The following is a 26,270-nucleotide window of genomic DNA, read 5'->3' on the forward strand; positions in this document are numbered from 1 at the left end:
GACGAAAACAGTTATCTCTATCAGTGTTTCAGTAGTTTGGAACAAAAGGCTGCTGGTACTAGAATGAGTTTGCTTAATTTCCCAGGCTTTCTATCGAAAGGAATGGGGATTGCGATTATAGGTGGATTATTATCGATACATTTGCTAAACCGAAAATTACTACCTATGAATGCTAATTCTTTCACTCATTTGTATAGTAATTTACTATTACTTTTTGCAGGAATCATATTGATTAGCTGGTTGGTTACTATGAAAATGTATAAATGCTCCAGAAGAAATATATAACAAAGTGAAAAGATTCATTTTTCAATAACTTTTTTGTTATATTTTTCAATCTAGTGACGTTTCTTACATCAAGATTAAACAACTATATTTTTAACCCCGATCTAAATTTAGATCGGGGTTATGCTTATTTGGACTTTTGAAATTAAATAACTTTATTATCATTTTACATATAAAAAATCAAAATTTAACAATTTACCATATATGCATTATAAAAGGTTTGTCTAAAATAATGTATATGTCAAGAAAACTTGTCTGGAAGTTGAAATGTTGTAGAATCTAGAGTCCGAATATACTTACGATAGATCCTCCCAATCATACTCGCCTGCGTCGGATAGTCTCTAAACCCTTTACACCACGTATGATTGAGGACCTTCGTCCCCGTATTCAGCAACTTGCCAACGAATTGTTAGTTGCTGTACAAGAACAAGGAAAAATGGAAATTATTGCAGATTTTGCTTAACCACTACCCATTATTTTCATTTCCGAGGTGCTTGGGATTCCCGCCACTGATCGAAACCAGTTCCGCAAATGGACAAAAAACTCATGGACACCTCTGTGGAACCTATTCAGGGAACTGAAGTTAAAACAACACTTAAAAGTTTATTCATTACATTGAGACATTACTTAACGAAAAGCGTCTAAATCCTGATTCTGATTTGATAAACGATCTCATTCAAACAAGAGAGCAAGAAAACAAGTTGAATAAGAACGAGCTCCTTTCAACAATTTGGCTACTCATCATCGCTGGACATGAAAAGACAGTTAATTACATAGAGAAGTCAACGACTTTTTTATTTTAGGGGAACTTGTTTTGTTAATTTGATATTGACAGTTAAGTGAAGTGACATTTGATTCTCATAATCCGTATTATCTGGAGTTAATAAACTCTATTACACTCTCTTCTTTAGGAACGTTTCCATAATATCTTTCTTAAATTTTTCATAATCAAACTGAAAAGCTACATTATGCGTTTTATAGCCTGGATTAGTAACAAAACGAAAATCTGCAATGCTTTGACCAAATCCTTCTCCTTGATCAGGGATTACTTTAATAGGTACTCTTGAAAGACTAACAGCGTCTTGATTTAGCAAATACCAAACTGTTACAAAATCATGCATAGGACTTCCACTTATACCAGGATTAGACTTGGAATAGAAATTATAATAATAATCTAGCATAGGTTTGATGATGAGCCCTGCAGAATCCTGTGTATTCCGATGAAATGCATCTATTTTCTGGACCATTTCAGGTGTAACAATTGCATGTTGAGTCACATTTAAAGGAATAATTGTCAAGTTCTTTGCATGCTGCAGAATTAAGTTTGCTGCATAAGGGTCTGCATAAAAGTTAGCTTCAGCCACGGCAGTTACGTTACCTGGAAAGAAAAAAGCTCCCCCCATGCAAATGCATTCTCTTACGTTTCGCATTGTTTCTAAATTCAATACAAAGGTCGTAGCTAGCGAAGAAAGTCTTCCTAAATTGATAATTGTAAGATCTTCTAAATTTGATTGTATAATTTGATAAATATCATTTAGAGGATAAACTGGATATGAAATTTCAGGAGGAATGATAGGTCCTAATCCGACTTTTCCATGTACTTCAGGAAAATACTTAATCAATATACCTGTCAACGGTACAGAAGCACCAAGGAATACAGGTATCTCTTCTCTTCCCGCAAGGTACTTCAAATAGTTAATATTTCTTATTACATTTTTTCTCGATACATTTCCATAATCGGCTACAATTCCTAAAAGTTTAATGTCTTTACGAAAAAAAGTGTACAGTATAGCAAACGCATCATCAATCCCCAAATCTGTAAACAGGAGAACCTTTTTCGGCATATCTCTTCCTCCAAAATTTATAGAATCCTACTTTCACTAATGATGTAGTGAGTAGACTAAACTTGTATGTATATATTTTATGTATTCTTAAAGAGTGGATTCTATTCACTTGAAATAGTTTTGCTTATCTAAATCTGATATTATATTCAAGTATAAAATACATAAGGGCATTAGAGATATGGAAAAATCTGTTGTTATTGAGGAATTTACATCGGATTGGGCACTACAATTAGGGCTCACCATATCAAAAAAGAAAATTGTACGTTTAGACACAAAATTAATATATTTTGATTAGCTCCCTGTACGTTAAGGAATTAGTTTCTATATTTGAGGAGATGTATGTGACAGGTGGATATTTAGGGGAATCTAATATTCACCATTCAAATATGATAGAATAGAAGTATATCCAAAATGGAGGAATAACAAATGAACTCAAACACAAAACAGTTTATTTATGATATCCAGCAAAGAAAGAACAATTATATAGAAAATGCTTTAATAGCAATACAACACCCTAAAAAAGAGCAATCTGAACAGGTCATTCAAAATATAGTAGAGAAGATGGATATGATGATTAGTCTAGTTACTACGTACATGAGGATTGAATCTGGTTCTACGGAAGAATTAAAAGAACTTCAGAAAGAAATTATCCATGCTCAAGCATATATTCAAAAACGAAAATTTGAAGAAACACAGAGATAAAACCCTGTGTTTTTATTTGATGCTCTATAACGCTAATCTATTATAAATTAAATTACAGGCAATTTGATTATTGTTTTGGCATAATCCATACAATTTGTTGAATGCGTACAATATATGGCACCGTATCTTCAATGAGCAAATGATCTGGTTTCACATCCTTTAATTTACCTCTTATATTGCCTCTTACAGTTTCAATAACCACATGTTTACCAATTACTGATTGTAATGTCTGATATACATAGGGATTAGGTACACTTACCATATTTTGTTTACTAAAGTCATTTCCCTCCAAATAACTCATTCTATAAGACTCCTTTCTAACTTGCATTCTTTCTACTAATATATGATATAGATCTTATAAATATGCTAGAAGGATAATTCATTATACGGACGGAAATAACATTTTAATAGGGTACGGTTTCTATTTCTACATTGCTAAAAAAAATGATTTATATAAAGTTACTTTTACTAGTTAATAGGAGATGATAAAGGGATATTTTGAATATACATCTAGGTTGTTCCTTTCTTGTTATGTATCATTTTAAATACGCCCTTTATTAGAATAGTGCTCATACTTTTTTTGAGATTCTTTTGTAATACGTGCGTTAAGTAAAATTGCTAACAATAAAAATACTCCATATTTTCCCCCTGTAGCTCCTATGATAATCACACTACTACAAACAAGTACAATTAATAGGATAAACGAAACTAAATAAATACGATCATAATTCTTTGACATCTTCTCGTATTTTATGCGTTTTTTCCTTGCATCCATTTTAATTCCTCCTTTAGATGATCCATTTCACTCTCAGATAAATCTCGTCCTTAAAAAGGAAACAATCTATCGTTTTAAATAATTAGTTTGTTTTTTTATCAACTAATTTATATAACGTAAAAAGAAATCCTACCAATATTAAACTTTCCACCATGATAATTTCCATCCTCTCCTTCCTTTTAACCCCAACACATCAGATAAAAGTTATTTATATCCCATATTGGCTGCAGCAAGCAAAAAGGATCCCCCTTTTCTTAAAGGCCGATCCTTTTCTCCTTGCATGCAACTATTTTTACCTATTCTTGATTAATTAGAATAATAGCTGGTCCATCTACACGAATTCCACCAACTTCGATTTTTTCATAAGGCTCAACTGTAATAGAAATAATCCCTTCTCGCTTCTTTAATTCATTACTTAATTCTTTTGTTAACATTTTTTTCATGTGCGGACTCCTTCTTACTGCTTAATTTACTATTGTTATGTAAATAAAATAAAAAATGGTTTCTTGATCTGGAAACCATTTTTTGTAGTTTACCATATGGTGTTACCAGTTCGTTTATCAATTTTACGTAAAGTAGATAAACAATTACTATTCACTGTCTCAGTAGATGTAAGGAACTCTTAAAGATGGCGGTGAGATTAATTGTTTTTTCGTCTAGAAATAATGACTTAGATAGTATATTACCTAAAACAATGAAAGCCCTACCTCTCTTTCATCCTTACGGCTCCTTGTCCGTGCCAGTGTGAATCAGTATTGCAAAAATCAAGTGACTATTTAATCGAGTTATTTAATAAAACTTCGAATGTTCGTAAAATAAATTTAAAAATAAAAATGGATTAGATTGAAGTAATAACAAAAGAGGTTCCTACTCTAAAAATGAGTTGAAGAAATTGAATGTCTTTGAAATGATTTGCTTTTAATACTCATCATATTCTCGAAAAATTCAGGATGTTTTCGGGAGATATAATACATTATCTATAATGAACCTTAACAGAAACTTTTTATTTGATTTTCAGTGATTCCTTTAATTAATTCTAGTTCACTGACCAAAAACTTATATGCATCATCCAACAATTTTTTTTCGCTTGTATTCAGTGTTTTTTCTTTCTTCATACGCATTAAATCGCGTACAACTTCAGCACCTTCTTGTATTTCACCCGTTTTTATTTTGTCCGTGTTCACTTTATGCCTTTGTTTCCACGGCAGTAATTTACATGATTCTTCATGCTGAAAAATGTGTATAATGTGTTTTAATGCAAGTATATCAGTAACTGGGCGTATATTCGAATTTAATATTTTTCCCGTAGGAATCATGACTTGCATATTACTGATTGACATTTTGATGACATAATACTGTTGTTTTCCCCCTGAGAATTCTTTTTCTTCTATGGCTTCAATTATACCTGCTCCGTGCATTGGATAAACAATGTTATCGCCAATTTGAAACATATAATCCACCTCCATATGTGGTAACCTTTTCAAGCTTAACACATATGTTGTTTTTTATCAAATATTCAATAATATCACGAGTTCATTTTAGGTGTCAATTACTTTTTTCTTCAAAAGTTAAATCAAGTAAAACAGCCGTAAAATACCAAAGAGCGTTCGAGATTTCCAATAAAAGAAAAGGGAATTCATACGCGTATATCCTGAAATCTCCACCCATTAACGTAGATCAATTTCCCCTTGAAAACGGCCAAATCGATCCCGTATTTTTTTCAATCTTATATGATACTCCAAAATCTCAATTCTTGCTTTTTCTGCTAGAGGGGCAATTGGTCGTAAATCTTTTAACCCCCAATACTCAACCACTACATCAAGTACTTGATCAAAATATTGTAGTGGGCCATAGTTTGCTTCTTTTGCAATCACAGCCATTCTATTTTCAAAATCAGGCATGACGGCACCTGGCATTTTAAAATTCCTAATCACATTGGCAATATGGTAGCAATAATTTGGTTCCAATTCTAAATGTGTTCGAATAACGTCTCGATAAAACGCATAATGAAGTGTTTCATCTTTTGCAAGACGGCGTAATAACGTAGCAAGATCTGGATCATGCTTACTTGCAACTTTAGCTACATTATTGTAAAACACCATTGTTGCAAGTTCTTGTAGCGTCGTATATGTCATGGCTTCGATTGGTGTATGAAAATCAGGCTCAAATCCACACTCAACGACTGATTTTCTTAATTCATGTATACGTTTAGGGTTTACACTTCGAGTGAGTAGTAAATATGTCTCTAATAAATTCGAATGTTGATCCTCTTCTGAGGTCCAAGTATGAATAAAGTCTGTAATAACAGAAAGGGAACCTTTAAAAGTCGCAGATAAATACGTTGTAAACCATGGTAAATTCACTTCTGTTAATAAAGCTGTTTCAATAGCCGTAATTACACCAGAAGGGAGAGTAACTTGACTTTCATCCCATGGAACTCTTTTAAAGTCCATTCCCTTATCCCATGGTAAAAACTCATGATAAGCCCAGTCTATCTTCTGCGCTCTTATTTTATGTTGTTCATACAGTTCTTTTAAACGTGGTTCTAATCGAAAATCTAAATCATTTGTTAACATTTAAGTGCCCCCTTTTTCTTACCATGGATATTCATCCTATTTTTATCCTTAAAAATTTTCTACAAATAAATATTACTTTCCTTTTTTAAAGCCAAACAAAACAAATTTGTAACAAAACTTTTTAAGAGCACTATATTTTTATAGGGTTTTTTTATTAAAAGGAGGACCGTTACATCTATTTTCTTTTTTATAAAATAGATACTGAAACATACAATATGTTAGTTAGCCTAAATAATAGCTTTGACAAGTGCCAACCCAATTCCATTCGAGCCAAGCTTTTTAGAACTACTTGATTTATAGAATCGTTCAAAAACATGTGGTAATTCTTCAGCTAAAATTCCCTCTCCAAAATCTTGGATCATTAGTTCGATATAGATTGGAGAATTTTTGACCTGAATCATTATGTTACCACCTGGTTTAGAATGTTCTATTGCATTCTAAACCAGGTTTAACAAAGCTTCCTCCATCTATAATTTTTCGTGAATAACAATTATTTCTCTCGGTGCATTCCAATTAATATATTTTTATCACTTATCATGCTTTCCAAGCGATTTAGAACTTCCTTAGTCATATCTACTAAATTCCCTAGCTCTTGATCAAAGGATTTCCACTTATTTATCCCGAATATATAAATAACCATTCTCACAAGGAGCAAATTTATATGAATCTATTCGAACACGAAACATAAAACTGCTTCATTTTAATAAGAGGTCCTCCCTTTTTCTTTTCTCATCATATTATCCATTAAAAAATAGGAGGACAAATTTATGAAACGTGATCCATTATTTTTAACTTTATTAGAAAGTGCTAATACAAATTTTAGCGGTTGGGATTTTTCTTTTATTTCAGAAACGGGTCGAATGAAGAGCGAGCCTTTATCGTGGTCATATGGCAGTACAGCTTTCCAGCTTATGCAGCATGCAGAATCAATGCTCGATATGGGGACTGGCGGCGGAGAGTTTTTATCTATGTTACAACCGTTCCCGTCAACTATTTATGCTACTGAGGGCTACGCTCCAAACGTGCCAATTGCTCGAAAGAAATTAGAGCCTTTAGGGGTTACTGTTGTAGAGGTGAACGATGATACTGCATTGCCATTTCAAGATGGTCAGTTTAATCTAATCCTAAACCAACATGAATCATATGCTGCTTCTGAAGTAAAAAGAATCCTTTCTCCAAATGGAACATTTCTTACACAACAAGTTGGCGGTCTCGATTGCGCGGAACTTAATGACCAATTTGACACACCACTAAATAGTGAATTTGCAAGTTGGTCGCTTGAAGCGGCATGTAATGAACTACAGGAAAACGGATTTACTATCTTAGAAGCAAAAGAAGAATTCCCTTTCCAACGCTTTTATGATATTGGCGCTATCGTCTATTATTTAAAAGCAATTCCGTGGCAAATTCCTGATTTCACTGTCGAAAGGTATTATGAGGAGTTATATCGTATACATGAGATTATCTTGCAAAAAGGATATTTTGATGTGAAGCAACATCGATTTATGATTAAGGCGATTCGTGACTAACGGAAAAGAGGTGGCAAAGCCACCTCCTTTTTTGTTCCTTTTACGTATGTTCTCTACTCTTTCACCATAAGAAAAGTTATATCATACATATTACAATTATGACCAATGAATTGTATTTCTGAAACTTATAATCACCTCGCATATATAACGAGAGCAAAAACGTGATTTTTCACTTTCCTCTTCTATTGAGAAACAAGTTGTTTTTCATATCGCTTGTTCGCATCATCTTCTTTCAAACATGCAGTTGTGTAATTAATAATATTCCGGTTATCGTACGTGAATATATGTTTTAACTTATTTTCTTCTGTTAATACTGTCGGTAAGTATTTTGGTAAATTGCTAACTACTCCTCTATTATCACCATCTAATATCCAATCAATTTCTTTCCATTCTAATAAGCCTTCAGCCGTACGTAATGGTGTATTCATTTGCATTCCATCTGGCAAATCAGCAACGAACACATACATTCCTTCACTAGCCTGGGGCTCACCTTTACCTTTAAAACCAACAGTCCCTTTATACGTTACACTTGAAAGTTCTATGCCCGTTTCCTCAAACGTTTCTCTAATTATTCCTTCGTATGGCGTTTCATTCTCTTCTATTTTTCCTCCAACACCATTCCACATCCCCATATTCGGCTTTTTATTTCTATTTAATAGCAGTATTTTATCGCTTTTTCTAATAAAGCAAATTGTGTATTTGTACATACGATCATTTCCTTTCATTTTCCACATGAGTTATTTGGCTTATTTTCAAGTAAAAACACTCGCCTTACAATTCCTTACTACATAATATATAGTACAACTTTCATGCGTAAACACTTTACGTCAAACGAAAGAATCCTTTTTAGAAAGGAGAATTTAAAATCGATACTATAAGCAATGAATTTCTAAAACAATATTACGACAGCCTTGTGTGGTTAAAAGATACACATTGGTTTGGAGTTCCAATCTGTAAACTTCCCTCTGATCTCTTTTTGTATCAAGAAATCATTTATGAATTAAAGCCCGATTTAATTATTGAATGCGGGACTTTTCACGGTGGTAGTGCACTGTATTTAGCTTCTATGTTAGATTTAATTGGAAAAGGTCACGTACTTACTATCGATATAACTCCGCAGCCAAATCGGCCATCACATAATCGGATTACGTATTTAACAGCATCTTCTGTTTCTGTGCAGGCCATCCAAACAATAGTAAGTATGCGCAAACCTGATGATGTGATTTTAGTTATTTTAGATTCTGATCATAGTAAAGAGCATGTTTCCAAAGAACTCTTGCTATATAAATCTATCGTCACTACTGGCAGTTATATGATTGTAGAAGATACCTCCATTAACGGAAATCCGCTTCTTCCCGACTGGGGTCCTGGCCCGATGGAAGCTGTGGAAGAGTTTTTAACTAAAAACAATAACTTCATAATCGACGAGTCTAAACATAAATTTTTCATATCATTTAATCCAAAAGGTTTTTTAAAGAAAATAAAGTGAAACTTTAATAAGTGGGGTTTTGCTCATCCCCCACTTATTCTATCATTTTCATTTTTGAAAAAGGATAATATACAAATTCCACCTTGCCAATTATGTTATCTTCTTCAATATATCCTAAGCCATTGCGACTATCTCTACTTACTTCGCGGTTATCTCCCATTACAAATAACTTATTTGGCGGAATTTTTGTCTTTTGAAAGTTATAAAACACTTGTGTGTTGTTAAATAAATCTTTGTTCGTATATGGTTCTTCTTGCTTTTTATCGTTCACATATACCTTTCCGTTCGTTATGTTAATTACATCACCAGGAAGCCCTATTACACGTTTCACATAATATTTCGATTCATCCTCTTCTTTTATAATGACAATTTCTCCGTGTTGTAAATTAGAAAGACGTACTACCGCTTTATTTACAAATACGTAGTCTTCTTCATATAAAGTCGGCTGCATCGATTCCCCTTCCACCTTACATAAAGTAAAAGAATGGTAGCCTATGACTATCACCAATATAAATAGTATGTACTTTCCCCAGCCTCTCTTAATCTCCTTTTTCATATCCATTCCCACCTTATAAAGCGCTTTTTAACTCAAAAAATATATCACTGCACAATATGTTTCCATGCAGTGATACTATTTTTACTGTGCCTTGTTCGGTTGTTCTACTGGAACTGGATTTGTATTTGATCTATTTGTTTTTAATTCAAAATACGCATCCAAAATCTCTTTACCAATCGCAGAATTAATTCCTGATTTATCATCATTCACCCATGGTACAACAACTGAAAAAGCTACTTCCGGATCCGCATCATATGGTGCATAACCGGCAAGAGTTAAATTATAACATTTTTTTCGGTTGTTGTTCTCATCTCTTCCAATATCACTTTCTCCACCATATACTGTCTCAGCTGTTCCTGTTTTTCCCGCTGGTTTATATGGTAGACCTTTAAATGTTCCGGTTCCGGTTCCGTCAGCTTCTTGAAAAACTCTTCTAAATCCTTCTTTTACATGATTAATGTACGAAGTTTCCATATCCACTCTATTTAATACAACTGGTTCAATCGACCGAACGACTTTTCCTGCATCCTCTGGTCTATTCGGTTGCTCTCTAACTTCTTGTACAATTTGTGGTTTCATTCGGTAACCGCCATTTGCAATGGTTGAAATATATTGCGCAAGTTGAAGCGGCGTATATGTATCATACTGTCCAATCGCGTAATCAAGTAAAAATCCGGGTATGTTATCAGTTCTACCTATTTGACCGATCGATTCATTTGGCAGGTCAATACCAGTCGACACACCTAGGCCAAATTGTCTAAAATAGTAGCGCATTTTATTAAATGTTTCTTGTTTAATATCTAATGGATTGTTTGGAACATAATTAATGCCTGCCATTTTTAAAGCTGTATTAAACATATAAACGTTCGATGACACTTGCAAAGCTCTTAAATCATCAATATCCCCAAACTCTTTCCACGATTTCTTCGGCTTAGAACTTCCTTTAAAATACATTGGCGCATCAAAGAAGTGTGTATACGGCTTAATCGCTTCTGTTTGATATCCAGTTAATAAAGTAGCCCCTTTTACAGTTGACCCTAACTCATAAGAACTTGTCATCGTTCCTAATGCATAATCTTCTATTTGCATACCGCCATCTTTATTTACAATTTTCTTTCCTGCCATTGATAAAATTTGACCGTTTTTCGGATTCATCATTACTACGAACGCACGATCCATCATCGGCTCTGCAGCATGAAAGGCTCGTAAATTCTTTTCAAGGCTTCCCTCTACTCTTTTCTGTAAATCCATATCGACTGTTAACATCAAGTTATTTCCACTTTTTCCTTCAGTCACTTTTTCTGTTCGAACAATCTTCCCTGCTTTATCCATAATATTTTTAGACTGTTCTTTCGTTCCATGTAGTGCATCTTCGTATTGTTTTTCGATGTAACTTTTACCAATACGGTCGTTTCGATTATAATCACGAACTAAATAATAATCTAATTGTTCTCTTGGCAACCCTTCATTTTCATTAGAAACGCTACCTAGTATAGAGCGCAGTATTTTATCATTTGGGTATTCACGTTCCCAATCTACTGTTGTATCCACTCCCGGTAAACTTGCCAACCTTTCACTAACGACAGCATATTCATTTTCACTTACGTCTTTTTTAACGATTTGCGGCGTCATTTTATATCCCGCATTCATTTTGCTTTTAATTACTAATACTTCTATATCTTCCTTTGAAAGCTCATTTAATTCTTCTTGTGTAATTCTTTCCCGGCGCAGTTCTTCTACTTTTTTATCTAACTCTTTTCCTTCTATTTCTTGCTTTCTAAATTTACTCTCATCTTCTTTCGTTACTTTCGCTGCTGCCCGCTTTTCATTTAACTGCATCCAAAAATCTTTTTTATCTGTCTCTGTTAACTTATCCATGTCCTCTTGCGACATTTCAATTAGCTTAGCTAAATCTCTTGCTACTTGTAAAACTTCTTTCGAGTCCACTCCTCTCATTTTCGTATATGTAACGGTTCGTAATGGTTTATTATTTACAATAACGTGACCTTGTCGATCAAACATTTTCCCTCTAGGAACGGGAGTACTTACCGTTACATCTTCCTTTTTGTTTACTTCATTTCTATACGTTTCTCCATCAATGATTTGTACTTTACCTAATTGAATTATAATAGCTGAAAATAAAAGAAAGACAATAAAAAATAGTACATTTAACCGAAATGGAATATGAGTCTTTTTCTTTTTCGATTGTCTTTTCTGCTCCTTTTTCTGTCTCATTTCGCTCCCTCGCTTCATTCTATTAACATTTCTACGCAAAATCATTATGTATCAAATTTATTTATATGATATATATAGAATTTTATATTAATTACTAAAGAAATAAAAGATTTAATTTTCAGTTTTTTAATTTTATAACCTATTTATTACCATTCCCCTTCATACGTCATAACATGAATTTTATTCAAACAAAAAACTGAGGTGTTCTCTATACACCTCAGTTTTTCATAAAAATAATAACTTATTTAACCGACGATAACCCTTCAACAAACTCACCAATCTTATTTTGAAAAACAAAATCAAAGTTATATTCCTGTCCTGTTAACTCTTCATTTACTAAAATAGTTGTTGCTCCTACTTCCCTCTTTGCAATTTGCGGGAATGAAGCGACAGGCTGTACTTTTAGTGACGTTCCCATAACGATAAGCACATCTGTTTCATATAAACGTTTGATTGCATTTTGATATTGCGGCAATGTATCTCCGTATAAAACAACGTCTGGATTTAAAATGAAATTACACTTCTGACAGCGCGGCACTTCATGATTAATCATATGCTGTAAATCATAGCCTGATTTACATTTTGGACAATGTGCTGTTTGAAGTGTTCCATGTAAATCGATGACATGCTTACTGCCACCTAATTGATGTAAACCGTCAATATTTTGCGTTAAAATCGTAATATCTTTCCCTTGTTCTTCTAGCTCAGCTAAAAAGCGATGGCCACGATTTGGTTTATATTGATGGAACGTATTAATTTGAAAGATTTCTTTATAATGCTTCCAAAATTCTTTCGGACTTCGGTTATAGTACCCTCTTGATAAGTACATCTCCACATTCGCATCAGCATACAATCCATTTGCTGAACGAAAATCTGGAATACCACTTTCCGTACTTGCACCAGCGCCTGTTAATACTGTAATTTTCTTCGCTTTTTCTAAAATTGAACGTACTTCTTCAAATTGCTGCACAAAAATCACCTCTATGTATTTTCCTATTCTTATTATACCAGTTGTTTACAGGAGGTGTTGTACAATTCATTTTACTTAATGCGTTGCGCCCCCAACCTCTACAATATCTACTTCAACTGTCGTCGTTACTTCGATTGCCAATTCTATCCCCTTACGAATAGTAGAAAGTGACATACTCGGTTGCCCTGGATAATTACTCGCTTGTTCTGGTAAGAACGGAATGTGAATGAATCCGCCTTTTATTTTCTTATCATGTTTCTCTAGTTCATGCATAAGTCCATAGAATAAGTGATTACAAACGAATGTACCTGCCGTTTGTGAAATAGATGACGGTATGCCTTCTTCGCGAATTTTTTTTACAATTGCTTTCATCGGGAGTGTGGACCAATACGCAATCGCTCCTTCTTCTACAACCGGTACATCTACCGGCTGATTCCCTTCATTATCAGCAATTCTTGCATCATCAATATTAATTGCGACACGTTCTATCGTAATATCTGTTCTGCCCCCAGCTTGTCCAATGCATATAATAATTTTCGGCGCTAGTTCTTCTATATACTCTTTTAATACGCTTATTGATTTATGAAATACTGTTGGGACTTGTTTGCTTATTATCTTGTATTCTCCAATTGTTTTTTCATGCAAACCTTTTGCTACTTCCCAAGCTGGATTGATATTTTCTCCGCCAAACGGATCAAACCCTGTTAATAATACTGTTTTCATAGTTTTATCCTCCTAATTAGAAACGATATACAAGGCCGTACATAATAAACATATTTATGATAAAAATTGAAAGAGCAATTGGTACTTGCGCTTTAATAACCGCATTTTTATCCTTTAGCTCTAAAAGCATCGCAGGTACGATATTAAAGTTTGCTGCCATTGGAGTAAGTAGCGTTCCGCAATATCCAGCAAACATACCGAGTGCTGCCATAATTGCCGGGTTTCCTCCGTGCATTTGAACAATTAAAGGTAAGCCAATTCCGCCAGTAATAACAGCAAACGCTGCGAATGCATTTCCCATTACGACTGTAAATAGCATCATGCCTAAACAGTATGCCATAACAGCAACGAACGGATACTCTGTCGGCAGCACTTGTCCGACTAAATCTGAAACAACTTGCCCAACGCCAGACTTCGCGAATATACCGCCAAGTGCTGCTAACATTTGTGGTAAAATTACAGCCCAGCCGACAGCTTGTAATAGTCTGCTTCCTTCTTGTACAGGCGTTGTTATTTTTGATTTTGTAATACGCATCGCCGCAACAAATGCAAGTAATGCACCAAGCGATAATGCAACTAACGTTACTTTATCTGGATCAACAAGAGAGACATTTCCCCATTTGATTTTCCCTAACGTCAACGTACCGATAATTGTAAAAATAGGAATTAAAAGTGCAGGCATAAAAATTTTATTTTTTAATTTCTCAGCATGTTTCACACGTTCTTGCACAGGTACTTCTTTCTCCTCTGATTTTGTTACTTTATTCATTGAAGCTAAAACGACCATAGCGAGCACTATACAGCCAACGTAAAACGAAGGAATTACATTTCCGAATAAAAATGTAACTGCAAACAATGCCCAAAATAAACTAGAACCGAATCTGTTTGGATGTTCACGATCGAATGCGATACGAACAGCGATAAAAGCAACGATTATCCCTAATACATAATAGATTGTATCCATTGTTATGATGTTCATATTAGATTGCCTCCTTCTCTTCTTTTCCTTCTGCCTTCATTGTTTTCTCTATATATTTATCAAACCTTCTAAATCTAATCCAGCTTACAATAAGTGCAGATATTGCTGTCGGAATGCCCCAAAGTGCCATATCCCATACTCCGACATGCATACCTACTGAATCGAAGAATCCTTTCATTAATAAAATAGCTCCAGTTGCGATGAAAATATCTTCTCCGAAAAACCAAGCTGTATTTTCAGCAGCTGCTGCGTTTGCTTTAATCTTTTCTCTTAATTTTTCAGGAAGTTTACCGTATTTACCTTGCGCGGCCCCTTCTGCCATCGGTGCAACGAGCGGCCTTACTGTTTGCGCATGCCCACCAATATTAAGCCCTAGTGCTGCTGACGATTCTCTTATCGTAAAATATGACATTAATACTCTTCCAGTTGTTGCTCCTTTTGATTTCGTTATAAGTGCTTCTGCTCTTTCTTTTAAACCGTAACGCTCTAAAATTCCGATTACTGGTAAAGTTAATATAATTGGCATAGACATATATCTATTTTCTATGAAAAATTTACCGAACATGCTGATCACATCATAAAAACTTAACCCTGAAACCATACCAGTAACAATACCTGCAACCATAACTACTAAAAGTGTATTTAATCTAAATAAAAAGCCCACTGCAACAAGTAGTATTCCGATTAATTTAATCATCCCAGCACTTCCCCCTATTTTTTATTTCGGTGCACAAATAGAAACACCATTAAGTTTGAATGTTCTGTATATTCTTTCTGCAAATTGCACTGCTTTTTCCCCATCACCGTGTAAACAAATCGTTTGCGCCTGAACTGCTACTTTCTCTCCATTGACCGCATATACATGGCCTTCTTTCACCATTTGAAGTACTTGCTTTATCGCTTCGTCTTCATCTTTTATAAGCGCATTTTCTTCTGTACGGCTCGTTAATGTACCATCTTGCTTATATGTACGATCCGCAAAAGCCTCTTGTACGAGAGTTACTTTGTATTTTTCTGCAGCCTGTATAAACGCCTCGCTATTTGCTAATCCATAAAGTAATAGACTTGGATTTATATGATAAATTGCCTTTGCAATTGCATCTGCAATTTCCGGATTAGACGCCGCCATATTATATAAGGCACCGTGCGGCTTTACATGCTGCATTTTCCCGCCTGCCGCTTTCACAAATGCGTCTAATGCGCCTGTTTGATATAAAACATAATCGTATACTTCACTTGCTGAAACATTCATGTTTCTCCTACCAAATCCAATTAAATCAAGAAATCCAGGATGCGCCCCTATTGCTACGTTATGCTCCAAAGCTTTTTCAACAGTTTGACGCATAATAGACGGATCACCCGCATGAAAACCGCAAGCAACGTTTATAGAGGAAACGAACGGAAGAATCTCATCATCATTCCCCATTTTATAAGCGCCAAAACTTTCTCCTAAATCACAGTTTAAATCGATTGTAGTCATAATGTATTCCTCCTAATTTCAGCTTCGTAAAGCGATGAATTTCTTTAATAGATTCATATTTACTTCTTGTTCTATGTACAATTGTTCCGCTTCTTCAAGCGTAATTTTCTCAAAAGAAACATAGTCCCCCGGCTTTAGCTGGGCAAGAAGAGGTAAATCTACTGAAATGATATTTCCCATTCTCGGATAGCCACCTGTCGTTTGCCTATCTGCCATTAATATAATCGGCTGTCCACCATTAGGAACTTGAATGGTTCCAAATGTAACAGGACTCGATAAAATCTCTTTTTCTTCATTCCTATTTAAAACTTCTCCCTCAACCCTATAGCCCATACGGTCAGCATAATTAGATACCTTATATTCTTTCGTAAAAAATGCCTTTCTACTTTCTTCTGTAAATTGATCATATTCAAAGTCAGTTATGACACGAAGCTTTGGATGTTTCTTATACTTTGGTAGTACTCTGTTGCTAATTGCCCATTTCGTTTTTATTCTCGCATCTTTTTGTAAATCTTGAATGAAACGACTCGCCATTTCTGGTTGTGCACCAATTTGGAAGTAGTTACCCTTTTCCAACATTCTTCCTTCTATACCACCAATCGCAGCACGTATGTACGTACTTTTGCTTCCCATTGTACGCTCAATATGTATACCACCCGCAAAAGTTACATACGCTCTGCAACCACTTTTCACTTTTCCAAAACAAAGCATACTACCTTCTTCCGCTAAAATGGGACGCCATAACGGGATACGTTCTCCATTCAATAACGGTTCCATATCTGCTCCGCCAATCGCAAGTAAAGTCGTTTTCTTTATTAACAATTTAGGTCCCATAATCGTCATTTCGAGTCCCGCTTCATTCTCCTCATTACCAACTAACATATTGATCATCCGAAGTGCACTTTGATCCATAGTCCCGCCAACTGGTACACCGTATTGTTGATAATGAGATCGCCCTAAATCTTGGACTGTTGTAAACATTCCCGCATGCAAAACTTCTACATCCATTCTTTAGCCCCCTCAAGTGATACGTACTCTTCCTTCGTTATTGGGATAAATCGTAAATACATACCACTTTGAATATATGTTGGTATTTCTTCTTCCGGATTAAATAATGAAATAGGAGTTCGGCCGATAATATTCCATCCTCCTGGTGTTTCAAGCGGATATATACCTGTTTGATTTCCGCCAATACCTACTGAACCAGGAGAGATTTGTAACCGTGGTGTTTCTTTTCTAGGTGTTTCTAATTCTTTTGATAGTCCTCCTAAATACGGGAACCCTGGTGTAAAACCTAACATATATACAAAATATGTAGTTTCACTATGTATTCGAATCACATCTTCTACTTGTAAATCTTTATAATGTGCAACCTCTTCTAAATCAGGTCCATATTCTCCCCCGTAGCACACTGGTATAGAAATATGTTTCACATCCTGTTTTACTTCTTCTTTATAAGAATCACACAGCTCCTTTATATACTGGCGAACGTAATCATATGGCCTTTCACTTCTCTCATTTCTCTTCCATACTTCGTATACATTGTAGTAAACAGCTAATGAAGTAAACGACGGAACGCACTCAATCATTCCTGCAAACGGATGTTGCTGCAGTGCTTGAAATAACCGCTGTACTTTCTCATATATATCCATCTTAATTTCTTCACCAAATGTAACAATAATTGCTTGATCCCCTAACGCAGAAAATTTCATCCTACTCCCTCTTTCTATGCCAAAAAGCCGAGTTCTTTCGAAATGCGATGTGCTGTTTCTTTCACCTGAGCGATAAAATATGAAATGTTACTTTCGCTGTACTCAATTGCTAATCCCGAAATACTCATACCTGCTACAACCGTTCCATCACTTGCGAAAATGGGCGCTGCTATTGCGGCTGTATGATTTTCTAACTCAGAATAACTAATTGTGTAGCCTTCCTTTTTTGCCATTTGCAACACTTCTAGCAATTGTTCCTTATCCACAATTGTTCCATCTGCAAACTGTTTTAAATTCACTTCCTCTATGTATCTCCGTTTCTCTTCCTCAGAAAAATACGATAGTAAAATTCTTGGACATGCACCAGCATAAAGCGGTGCTCTTCTTCCAACCGCCGTATACACGCGTACTGGCTGAACACCTTCCATCTTTTCAACATAAATTGCGTCATTACCATCTTGAATTATTAAATTAACTGCCTGTCCTAAACTATCTCTAAGTTCTTTCATATAAGGAATTGCTATATTCCTTACTGATAATCGTTGTGAAACAAGTTGACCGAACCGTAAAAATACGACCCCTAAACGATATTTCCCCTTTTCGTTTTTTTGTAAAAACTCCATCTCTTCTAACGAGCCAATTAAACGATAAACAGATGTTTTCGGCATATTTGTAAGCTGAACCATCTCAGTTAAACTTAGCTCTTCATGCTCATAAAACAACTCTAAAATATCCATTGTCTTAACTGCCGTTTTATTTATACTCATTCTATCTCCCTTTCGTTCCAAATTACGGAACTTAAATTCCATTTTTCGAAACAAACATATAATTTAAAATTATAAAATATTCTTTCAATTCAATCAATAGATTTTAAGCAAATAAAAAAGTATGGAAGAATATCTCTCCCATACTTCACCACACTTTATAACGCTCTTACTTGTTCCAACGGCCAGAAAACAGCTTGTCCTTTTCCGACAATTTCATCTTCTGAAATAAAGCCAAACATGCGACCATCCTTAGAAACTTCACGATTATCCCCTAAAACAAATACTTGGCCTTCTGGCACTTTCGTTTTCCCAGTGATTTGTTCTAACGTAAAGTCTGGAGTTAATACACGGCCTACTGCTTTTTCTTTAAACTTTTTTAAATATAGTTCTTCCATCGCTTTTCCGTTTACATATAAAACATCATTTTTATACTCAACTGTATCGCCTGGCAAACCAATTACTCGTTTTACTAAATCGTATCCTTCTTTTCCGTGGAAGACGATAATATCAAAGCGATCTAATCCACTTATACTATAACCAATCTTATTCACGAGAACTCGTTCGTTATTTTTTAAAGTGGGCATCATTGATTCACCTTGCACTAAAGAAGGTGTAAATAAAACACCGCGAATAATAGCAATTAATACAAGGGTAAAACCTATCGTTTTAGCCCAAGAGAATAATTCTTTCTTTGTATTTTCCTTCATCGTTTCTCCTCTTTCTTAAGCACTTATTTTATTATTTCAACTAATTCTTGTACTAAATTAGGATCTATTTCAGAAAAACATGATTTTCCTTCTCTTACCGCTGTACCGACATGCGCCTGCGTGATTCCAGTTTCATCTAGCAATCGCTTTATATTTTCTTTCGTCACGCCAGCTCCAGCTACAAGCTGAATTTGACCATCGCTTACCTTTTGCATTTCTGTAAGCACCGGAATATTCTCTACTATATTTCCTTGTCCACCTGAAGTTAAAACGTGAGTCACTTTATGAAACTTCTTTAAAGTTCTCATCGCTTCTACTGGATTTTCTATATCATCTATCGCACGGTGGTACGTTACATTTATTCCATCTACAACAGATAGTAAGTCCGCTAATTTCTCTTCATCCACTTCATTTCGTTCGTTTAATACGCCTAATACTACACCAGCTGCTCCTAACTTCTGCGCAACTATAATATCTTCTTTCATCATTTCAATTTCTTCTTCCGTATATGTAAAAGACTTCGCATGCGGACGAATCATAACATGAATTGGTATACTTACCGCTTCTACCGCTTTTTTTATAAAAGCATAGCTCGGTGTTAAACCACCTTCTGTATAAGATGAAATTAATTCAATCCGCTTCCCGCCACCGCTTTCAATTCGTTTTACATCTTCTAAACATGTTGCAATAACCTCTAGCATGTGATGACCTCTTTTCGTGCTTTTTTCTTATTATAACATTAGTAAAAATAAGAAGCCTAGCTTTCTCCTTTAAAACTAAAAAAAGAAGAATGAAAAGAAAGATTTTTTATTAGCAACGATTATTGGTAACATCCTATTATTCATGTACACTCCTACCATAATGAAAAAGCCCGTCATTTTGACGGACTTTTCTAATTTCAAGCTTTTCTTTCCTCAGTTTTCATATCAATGCCTAATTGATCTTCTAATAACTTTACACCTTTCTTTGTAAGATGGACAGCTCGGTTCTTATCCGTTTTCGTAATCCATCCCTGTTCAAAAAGCAGTTTTGCAATTGCAGACCCTAACCAACCAGAAATATGGTAGCGTCGTTCACTCCAATCAAGACAAGGTTTTGCAAATACCCTCCTTTTTATATCTGCCTTATCAATATTTATTCCAAAATTCAGAAACCATTTCTTACCTTGTTCCGTTACAATGTATTCTCCATCCTCTAAAATTATAAATTTCCTATCAAGTAATTTTTCAGTTATCTCTACACCGAGTTTGCCTGCAAGATGATCATAACAAGTTCGAGCATAACGAATTTGTTTTAGTTGGCTTGATTGTTTTAAAGAGCGAACTTGAACTGTTGGTGCAATTGTCCCTAACTTTTCAAGCACTTCTGCAACTTCTTGATTAGCAAGTCGATAGTAACGATGTCTACCATGTTGTTCAACTGTAAGTAAATTCCCTTCTACTAATTTAGAAAGATGCGAACTAATTGTTGGATGTGACACTTTTGCCATATAAGCCAATTCACTAGCAGGTAGTGCCTGATTATTCATTAGACACTCTAAGATGATTGCTCTTGTAGGTTCAGCAATTAGTTTAGCTATATATGAGATATTCGGATATACATTCATATTTCGATGATACCCTAACTATTAAATTGATACAATTATTTTAAGTTTAATAGTAAAGGAGAATGTATTATGAATGCAATTGATCTTAGTATATTAAATTTAAAAGAAACGAGAAGGCGCTCAGAAAAATTATGGAATTCTCTTCCCGATAATTTTCTTAATTGGAAGCCTGATCCTGAGGCTATGTCCTTTGGTGAAATGATTCGTCACGTATGGAGCTCAACTTTTTACTATCATATGATTATAAAAAACAACGGTTCAATAAACGACATACGTCCCCTGTATGATGACGAGCCAATTACTTGTGTAAAAAAAGAAATTGAATTGGCACAATCATACTTTACTGACTTCATAGAATATGTTCAATCAATAAGCATAGCCGAGCTAGATTCAAGACTTATTGATAGAAGTGATGTTGGCTATCAACGATATTTAGGTGATATGCTATTAAGAATTGCCTATCATGATGCGGTCCATGCAGGTCAATTTTTACAATATTTACGAATGGTAAACTTAGAAAGACCATTAATTTGGGATTAAATACGAAAAATGTTTATACAGCCTCCAAACTGGCATTACAATAAGAATTTCCAACAAGAAACAATCAAAAAACCATGATAATCATTTATATTAAAAACCTACATCTCAACCAAGTACTTCATACACATAAAAAGCACGGGTTTGATTACTAATCAAACCCGTGCTTTCAAAACAACTATAATATCCATAAACAATAAAATGTAAGCTTTAAATACTACGACCGAAACGCCGCATCCGCCAGCATAGACAATGTTGCATCATCCATCGGTGGATTGTGTAATCCTGCTCTGACGTTTAAATAGTAACGATGGAGCGGATTTTTTTCTGATAAACTTTTTGCTCCTACGATGCGCATTGATTTATCCACTATGGATATCGCCGCATTTGTTACGGCGTATTTCACTGCCGCTAATTCTGCTTGCAGTGACAGTTTATCTTCTGCCTCATCGTATTTTTTCGCAATTTGATATAAAAAGACGCGAGCTTGCATAAGCTCGAGTTCTAATTCTCCAACTAATTTTCTAACATTCGGTAATAAACTAATAGAATGGTTTAAACTATTTGGCTTGTATGATCCCGCAAATTGAACTGCATAATTTCTTGCTGATTGTGCAATTCCTAAATAACATGCTGGTATATGTAGCAACCAGCCAATACCCTTTTGTTTCACTTTCCCGCCTTTTACATCCGTAAAAAAGCGGCTTTCTATCTCTACATTTTGTAAGACAAGGTCGTGGCTAGCAGTCCCTCTCATTGCAACGCTATCCCACGTTTCTTCAATAGATACACCGAGTGTATTTCTTGGAATGACAAACTCACCAACTTCTTCTTGGCCTTCCATACTTGCTGAAATAATAAAATAATCAAGTACTGGCGCCATCGTTGTAAAAGTTTTTCTTCCATTTATAACCCACTTCTCGCCTTGTTGAACCGCTATTGTTTCTGGTTTGCCGCCACGCGTCGGACTCCCTGTTTTCGGTTCTGTTGCTGCCCTGTTAAAGAGCGCACCATTACGTACTTCTTCGCAAAACCATTTGAACATCTCATCATTCCAAGAGCGATTTTCCGCTAGCTCCTTCACAATGCCAAGATGCCAGCCAATCGATAATGCAGTAGCTCCACAGCCTTCCGCGATTTTCTCTTGAAATAAAACGAAGTCATATAAAGAAATCGCACTATCACCAAATTCCTTCGGTAACGTTAATTTCGTATATCCAATATCTTTCAAATCATTTATATTTTCATACGGAAATGATCCTAATTCACTTAGCTGATGCTCCCTTTCCATGAACTTCGGAATCAATTTATTTATTTTCTCAATAATTAAAGACTGTTCTTCTGTTTCAACAAATGAGAGTGCCATACTATAATCTCCTTTATGCTCGATTCATAAACCGTTCATTTTGTCATTATGATTATATGAAGCTACCTCTCTATTGTTTCACTATTCCGATAAAAATACAATGTTTTTGACTAATAAGAAAAGTTCCTATTTAAGGATAGATTCTTTTCTTATATTAGTCCCCCTTCAATGCTTTTAACGGCAAAGAGGTTACATATCCAATATACGAGAATAATTCTTTAAAGAAGAATGGTATTTCTGTATCTAACGTTTTATATGCTGATGTCGGCGTTGGTGAAGCATACGCTTCAATATTAATATGTTTTGCGATTCTCATTGCGCGTTTCATATGAAGTGGATCACTTACAATCGTGTATGTTTGTATACCGTTCTCTATTCCAACTTGCTTCGCATTTTTTAAATTTTCTTCAGTGAAAAGGGATTTAGTTTCAATTAAAATATCTTCCTCTTTTACACCTTGTTTCATTGCATATACTCTTGCAGTACGTGCTTCCTCAAGTTCTGCCTCGAACTTTGTACCACCTGTAAAAATAATCTTTTTAATATTTCCGTTCCTATATAAAGAAATCGCATGATTAATTCTTTCTTTAAATACAGGAGATGGTTTTCCATTCCATGAAGCTGCGCCTAGTACGATACCAGCATCCGTTTTCACGTCATCATTTGCTTTAAAACGATAACTCCAAATATCGTAAGCTGCATAACTTACATATAAAATAGCAGAACAAATCATTAGTAAAAATACTTGAAAGATTCGTCTTTTCTTACTTTTCTTATTTTCTTTCATTTGTAATTGCCTCCGTACATCATCCATACTTCTATAAAAAACATTTATATCAAATCGTTTTGTTTGAGTTTATTTAAAAGAAGGAACTTTACTTGTTATTTATGTATAAAAGGGTTTTCATTTAAAATTGAGGATTATCAATTCATTTTCATTTGCGGTTTTCATTACATTTTTTAAATTCATAAGTTTATTACCATACAACTACATTGTAACGAATTTTTTCTCAGAAGGGAACGATGAAACAAAAGGAATTAAAATAAAGTAGCATTTTGTAAGAAAAAAGGTATATTTTTCATATCTCACGAACAATATACCTTTCAAAACACGAATTATAACTTTTCTTTATACAACTCTAATTTTTCTAACAATTGTTCTTTTACGCCTGGCCATTCACTCGAGATAATACTGTACACCACCGCATCTCTCACATAACCATTCGGTAATTTTCTTTCATTTCTAAGCACACCTTCTTTTACTGCGCCTAATCTTTCAATTGCTCGTTGTGCTTTTTCATTTCTTATATCCGTCTTAATTTGCACTCTCAGCATATGCAATTTTTCAAAAGCATACTGAAGAAGCATATACTTACACTCTGTATTTATACTCGTACGTTGCACACTCGGATGATACCACGTTTGCCCTAACTCAACTGTCTTATCTTCTACTGAAATATTATATAAACGTGTACTTCCTACAATCTTATTCGACTGTTGATCTACGACTATGAAAGGTATTTGAGTACCTCTTCCGTAACCCTTTATCGCTTTTTGAACGTATTGTTGCATATCTTGCACACTATCCATTTTAGAAATTAAATACGCCCAAATATCCCGATTTCCTTCTACAATCGAAAACAAAGTTTCGACATCAGTATTATCCATTAACCGCAACTTTGCTCTTTCGTGAATAATTTCCATTTTTAAGCCCCCTTTGTTGTTACTATATCATAAGAATCAAAAACGTATTATAAGAATAAAGAAATATAAAGAAAAGAATTCTTTTCAAATATATTCTTCTCGTATAAGGTAGGAAGACTCATCAGTAACCCTTAAAAAAGAATTTTTTTGATAATTTCCAATAAATTCTATATAATGATAAACGGGAGGGGATAATAAATGCTAGATCAAATTACTTGGGGAACGCCAGGCAGCTTATTATGCTTAGGATTCTTTTTTGCGGGACTAGGAATCTTCTTAAGAAGCGTTACGTCATATACGAAAAATAAATAAGAATATCCCGCTTTTAAACAAAAGAAGCCCTCTTTTTTACAGACGGCTTCTTTTGTTTAACTTTATCTTATTAAAACTTCAAAGCAACAAATAAGCAATCGGCGTAATGATAAGCAACGTTAAAATCGTTCTCTGCACATACAGAATAATAAGTTCAGATACTTTTAACGGAATATCTGTTGATAATATACAAGGAATGGAAGCGGAGAAAAACAGTATAGATGATACGGAAACAACTGCAATGACAAACTTTGTCACAAGTGGTGCACTTACTACTAATAATGACGGTAAAAACATTTCTGCAATACCAACTGATGCAGCTTTAGCAGCTAAGTCTGCTTCCGGTAATTGTAATAGCCATGTAAACGGATAGAAAATATAACTGATCCAATCAAATATTGGCGTGAACTTCGCTAAGACGATACCAATTAATCCTACTGACATAATAGATGGTAAAATTCCCATTGTCATAATAAATCCGTCTTTTAAATTCACTGTAATATTTTTCATAATGCTCGGTGCAGACTTTGATACTTCTAACGCATCCTCCCAAGCACGTTCTAGCATTTTTTCTTTATAAACAGGCTCTGGAAATCCTTCTTCTGTTACATATGTATCTGGTTTTCTACTAAGGGGTGGGATTCTTACGGTGATAGCAGTCACGATGAATGTTACAACAAGCGTAGTCCAAAAATAAACATTCCATAAATGCATAATATCTAATGTTTTTGCGATGATGATCATAAATGTAGCGGATACTGTAGAAAATCCTGTAGCGATAATTGCTGCTTCTTTTGTCGTATACTTTCCTTCTTTATACACACGATTCGTAATAAGAAGGGCAAGCGAATAACTTCCAACGAAGGAAGCAACTGCATCAATCGCCGATCTCCCTGGCGTATTCCATAATGGCCTCATAATCGGACGGCAAAATGTACCGATAAATTCAAGCAATCCATATCCAACTAATAACGCTAAAAATGCCGAACCAATTGGAACGAGCAAACTTACTGATATGACTAGCTTCTCATACAAAAACGGCCCAACATCTGGTGCAAAGAACCAAGCTGGCCCTATTTTCAAACAATATAATACTCCAAAAACGACACCAACTACTTTTAAAATAGAAAAACAAACGTCTACGATAGATGCATTCCATTTCTTCGTATAAAATGGATAAATCGCACCAATTGCCATAACAAATAATGCATAATAAGGTACTACACCTGGAACGGAAGCCCTGATCCACGATACGATATGATCAATCATAATAGACGATGCACCGTTTATCGTAACAGGAACGAAAAACATAAACACTCCAACGAGACTAGCAAGTATAAACCGAAGAATAATCCCCTTCTCTCGCCCTGTCTTAATTACATTACTCTTTAATTCAATTTCACTCAAAATTCGACACCT

At 34.8% G+C, this 26,270-nt stretch carries 28 protein-coding genes and 3 pseudogenes; 6 read left to right on the plus strand and 25 right to left on the minus strand.

Features of this window, described 5'->3' with window-relative positions; translation table 11 throughout:
• Nucleotide 1: 1 nt before the first annotated feature.
• A pseudogene (locus AC1Q8L_RS17285) lies at nucleotides 2-285 on the plus strand (tetracycline resistance MFS efflux pump); the annotation flags it as partial.
• Between the two features lie 283 nt (nucleotides 286-568).
• Nucleotides 569-1,079 (plus strand): annotated as a pseudogene (locus AC1Q8L_RS17290) (cytochrome P450 family protein); the annotation flags it as partial.
• A gap of 96 nt (nucleotides 1,080-1,175) precedes the next feature.
• Here the strand turns inward: AC1Q8L_RS17290 and AC1Q8L_RS17295 are convergent.
• Nucleotides 1,176-2,126: a nucleoside hydrolase gene (locus AC1Q8L_RS17295; protein WP_001125074.1), complete on the minus strand. Its 951-nt coding sequence runs from the start codon at nucleotides 2,124-2,126 to the stop codon at nucleotides 1,176-1,178.
• Between the two features lie 426 nt (nucleotides 2,127-2,552).
• Between AC1Q8L_RS17295 and AC1Q8L_RS17300 the strand changes: the two genes are divergently transcribed.
• Complete coding sequence (locus AC1Q8L_RS17300) at nucleotides 2,553-2,828, plus strand: hypothetical protein (protein WP_001087712.1); 276 nt, start codon at nucleotides 2,553-2,555, stop codon at nucleotides 2,826-2,828.
• A gap of 67 nt (nucleotides 2,829-2,895) precedes the next feature.
• Here AC1Q8L_RS17300 and AC1Q8L_RS17305 read toward each other — a convergent pair whose 3' ends face one another.
• The 6 genes and pseudogenes from AC1Q8L_RS17305 to AC1Q8L_RS17330 all read right to left on the minus strand — a co-directional run.
• The gene (locus AC1Q8L_RS17305; protein ID WP_000120818.1) at nucleotides 2,896-3,129 is read right to left on the minus strand and encodes a YuzF family protein; all 234 of its coding nucleotides are present in this window, start codon (nucleotides 3,127-3,129) and stop codon (nucleotides 2,896-2,898) included.
• A gap of 240 nt (nucleotides 3,130-3,369) precedes the next feature.
• Entirely contained in the window at nucleotides 3,370-3,603 is a 234-nt protein-coding gene (locus AC1Q8L_RS17310) for a hypothetical protein (RefSeq protein ID WP_000340044.1), read from the minus strand.
• Nucleotides 3,604-3,899: 296 nt separating this feature from the next.
• The gene (locus AC1Q8L_RS17315; RefSeq protein WP_000738546.1) at nucleotides 3,900-4,046 is read right to left on the minus strand and encodes a BC1881 family protein; all 147 of its coding nucleotides are present in this window, start codon (nucleotides 4,044-4,046) and stop codon (nucleotides 3,900-3,902) included.
• Nucleotides 4,047-4,592: 546 nt separating this feature from the next.
• Nucleotides 4,593-5,054, minus strand: coding sequence for a CarD family transcriptional regulator (locus AC1Q8L_RS17320; protein WP_000486296.1), 462 nt, complete (start codon nucleotides 5,052-5,054; stop codon nucleotides 4,593-4,595).
• A 216-nt stretch (nucleotides 5,055-5,270) separates the two neighbouring features.
• Entirely contained in the window at nucleotides 5,271-6,179 is a 909-nt protein-coding gene (locus tag AC1Q8L_RS17325) for an acyl-ACP desaturase (RefSeq protein ID WP_000957093.1), read from the minus strand.
• Between the two features lie 230 nt (nucleotides 6,180-6,409).
• Nucleotides 6,410-6,783 (minus strand): annotated as a pseudogene (locus AC1Q8L_RS17330) (sensor histidine kinase); the annotation flags it as partial.
• 163 nt (nucleotides 6,784-6,946) lie between these two features.
• Here AC1Q8L_RS17330 and AC1Q8L_RS17335 point away from each other — a divergent pair.
• Entirely contained in the window at nucleotides 6,947-7,708 is a 762-nt protein-coding gene (locus tag AC1Q8L_RS17335; RefSeq protein WP_000817586.1) for a class I SAM-dependent methyltransferase, read from the plus strand.
• Between the two features lie 182 nt (nucleotides 7,709-7,890).
• Here AC1Q8L_RS17335 and AC1Q8L_RS17340 read toward each other — a convergent pair whose 3' ends face one another.
• Nucleotides 7,891-8,415 carry an NUDIX hydrolase gene (locus AC1Q8L_RS17340; RefSeq protein WP_025117837.1) on the minus strand — a complete coding sequence of 175 codons (525 nt, stop codon included), beginning with the start codon at nucleotides 8,413-8,415 and terminating at the stop codon, nucleotides 7,891-7,893.
• Between the two features lie 158 nt (nucleotides 8,416-8,573).
• Here AC1Q8L_RS17340 and AC1Q8L_RS17345 point away from each other — a divergent pair, with 158 nt between their 5' ends.
• Nucleotides 8,574-9,197, plus strand: coding sequence for a cephalosporin hydroxylase family protein (locus AC1Q8L_RS17345; RefSeq protein ID WP_276565500.1), 624 nt, complete (start codon nucleotides 8,574-8,576; stop codon nucleotides 9,195-9,197).
• Between the two features lie 34 nt (nucleotides 9,198-9,231).
• On the opposite strand, the gene lepB (AC1Q8L_RS17350) is transcribed toward AC1Q8L_RS17345, so the two are convergent.
• From lepB (AC1Q8L_RS17350) to AC1Q8L_RS17410, 13 genes are all read right to left on the minus strand, one after another.
• Complete coding sequence (gene lepB, locus AC1Q8L_RS17350; RefSeq protein WP_002094069.1) at nucleotides 9,232-9,753, minus strand: signal peptidase I; 522 nt, start codon at nucleotides 9,751-9,753, stop codon at nucleotides 9,232-9,234.
• An 81-nt stretch (nucleotides 9,754-9,834) separates the two neighbouring features.
• Complete coding sequence (locus AC1Q8L_RS17355) at nucleotides 9,835-11,988, minus strand: peptidoglycan D,D-transpeptidase FtsI family protein (protein WP_001249223.1); 2,154 nt, start codon at nucleotides 11,986-11,988, stop codon at nucleotides 9,835-9,837.
• Nucleotides 11,989-12,229: 241 nt separating this feature from the next.
• A complete protein-coding gene (locus AC1Q8L_RS17360) occupies nucleotides 12,230-12,958 on the minus strand; it encodes an NAD-dependent protein deacylase (protein ID WP_001183802.1) in 729 nt (242 codons plus the stop codon).
• 75 nt (nucleotides 12,959-13,033) lie between these two features.
• Nucleotides 13,034-13,681 carry a pyroglutamyl-peptidase I gene (gene pcp, locus AC1Q8L_RS17365; RefSeq protein ID WP_000859712.1) on the minus strand — a complete coding sequence of 216 codons (648 nt, stop codon included), beginning with the start codon at nucleotides 13,679-13,681 and terminating at the stop codon, nucleotides 13,034-13,036.
• A 16-nt stretch (nucleotides 13,682-13,697) separates the two neighbouring features.
• On the minus strand, nucleotides 13,698-14,660 hold the full coding sequence (locus AC1Q8L_RS17370) for a DUF979 domain-containing protein (protein ID WP_492339473.1): 963 nt from the start codon (nucleotides 14,658-14,660) through the stop codon (nucleotides 13,698-13,700).
• 1 nt (nucleotide 14,661) lies between these two features.
• Nucleotides 14,662-15,357 (minus strand): DUF969 domain-containing protein, encoded by a 696-nt coding sequence (locus tag AC1Q8L_RS17375; protein WP_000593392.1) that lies wholly within the window; start codon nucleotides 15,355-15,357, stop codon nucleotides 14,662-14,664.
• A gap of 21 nt (nucleotides 15,358-15,378) precedes the next feature.
• Nucleotides 15,379-16,140 (minus strand): 5-oxoprolinase subunit PxpA, encoded by a 762-nt coding sequence (gene pxpA, locus AC1Q8L_RS17380; protein ID WP_086387010.1) that lies wholly within the window; start codon nucleotides 16,138-16,140, stop codon nucleotides 15,379-15,381.
• Nucleotides 16,141-16,158: 18 nt separating this feature from the next.
• Complete coding sequence (locus tag AC1Q8L_RS17385; RefSeq protein WP_000382242.1) at nucleotides 16,159-17,148, minus strand: 5-oxoprolinase subunit C family protein; 990 nt, start codon at nucleotides 17,146-17,148, stop codon at nucleotides 16,159-16,161.
• A complete protein-coding gene (gene pxpB, locus AC1Q8L_RS17390; RefSeq protein ID WP_000672264.1) occupies nucleotides 17,139-17,852 on the minus strand; it encodes a 5-oxoprolinase subunit PxpB in 714 nt (237 codons plus the stop codon). Before pxpB ends, AC1Q8L_RS17385 begins: the two co-directional genes overlap by 10 nt.
• 14 nt (nucleotides 17,853-17,866) lie before the next feature.
• On the minus strand, nucleotides 17,867-18,619 hold the full coding sequence (locus AC1Q8L_RS17395) for an IclR family transcriptional regulator (RefSeq protein ID WP_086387012.1): 753 nt from the start codon (nucleotides 18,617-18,619) through the stop codon (nucleotides 17,867-17,869).
• A gap of 155 nt (nucleotides 18,620-18,774) precedes the next feature.
• Entirely contained in the window at nucleotides 18,775-19,326 is a 552-nt protein-coding gene (lepB, locus tag AC1Q8L_RS17400; RefSeq protein WP_098311841.1) for a signal peptidase I, read from the minus strand.
• Nucleotides 19,327-19,349: 23 nt separating this feature from the next.
• A complete protein-coding gene (locus AC1Q8L_RS17405) occupies nucleotides 19,350-20,027 on the minus strand; it encodes a copper homeostasis protein CutC (protein ID WP_086387013.1) in 678 nt (225 codons plus the stop codon).
• 197 nt (nucleotides 20,028-20,224) lie between these two features.
• Nucleotides 20,225-20,932 carry an ArsR/SmtB family transcription factor gene (locus AC1Q8L_RS17410; RefSeq protein WP_001103831.1) on the minus strand — a complete coding sequence of 236 codons (708 nt, stop codon included), beginning with the start codon at nucleotides 20,930-20,932 and terminating at the stop codon, nucleotides 20,225-20,227.
• Between the two features lie 69 nt (nucleotides 20,933-21,001).
• On the opposite strand from AC1Q8L_RS17410, the gene AC1Q8L_RS17415 reads away from it, so the two are divergent.
• Complete coding sequence (locus AC1Q8L_RS17415) at nucleotides 21,002-21,472, plus strand: DinB family protein (RefSeq protein ID WP_086387014.1); 471 nt, start codon at nucleotides 21,002-21,004, stop codon at nucleotides 21,470-21,472.
• Nucleotides 21,473-21,686: 214 nt separating this feature from the next.
• Here the strand turns inward: AC1Q8L_RS17415 and AC1Q8L_RS17420 are convergent, their stop codons facing one another.
• The 4 genes from AC1Q8L_RS17420 to AC1Q8L_RS17435 form a co-directional block, all read right to left on the minus strand.
• Nucleotides 21,687-22,835, minus strand: a complete 1,149-nt coding sequence (locus AC1Q8L_RS17420; RefSeq protein ID WP_001218355.1) for an acyl-CoA dehydrogenase family protein — start codon at nucleotides 22,833-22,835, stop codon at nucleotides 21,687-21,689.
• A gap of 154 nt (nucleotides 22,836-22,989) precedes the next feature.
• Nucleotides 22,990-23,622 carry a YdcF family protein gene (locus AC1Q8L_RS17425; protein ID WP_000662218.1) on the minus strand — a complete coding sequence of 211 codons (633 nt, stop codon included), beginning with the start codon at nucleotides 23,620-23,622 and terminating at the stop codon, nucleotides 22,990-22,992.
• A gap of 329 nt (nucleotides 23,623-23,951) precedes the next feature.
• A complete protein-coding gene (locus AC1Q8L_RS17430) occupies nucleotides 23,952-24,539 on the minus strand; it encodes a GNAT family N-acetyltransferase (RefSeq protein WP_086387015.1) in 588 nt (195 codons plus the stop codon).
• A gap of 390 nt (nucleotides 24,540-24,929) precedes the next feature.
• The gene (locus tag AC1Q8L_RS17435) at nucleotides 24,930-26,258 is read right to left on the minus strand and encodes a YjiH family protein (protein WP_065229022.1); all 1,329 of its coding nucleotides are present in this window, start codon (nucleotides 26,256-26,258) and stop codon (nucleotides 24,930-24,932) included.
• Nucleotides 26,259-26,270: the final 12 nt, after the last annotated feature.

The organism is Bacillus sp. GW823-FHT06A11 (genome assembly GCF_058795355.1).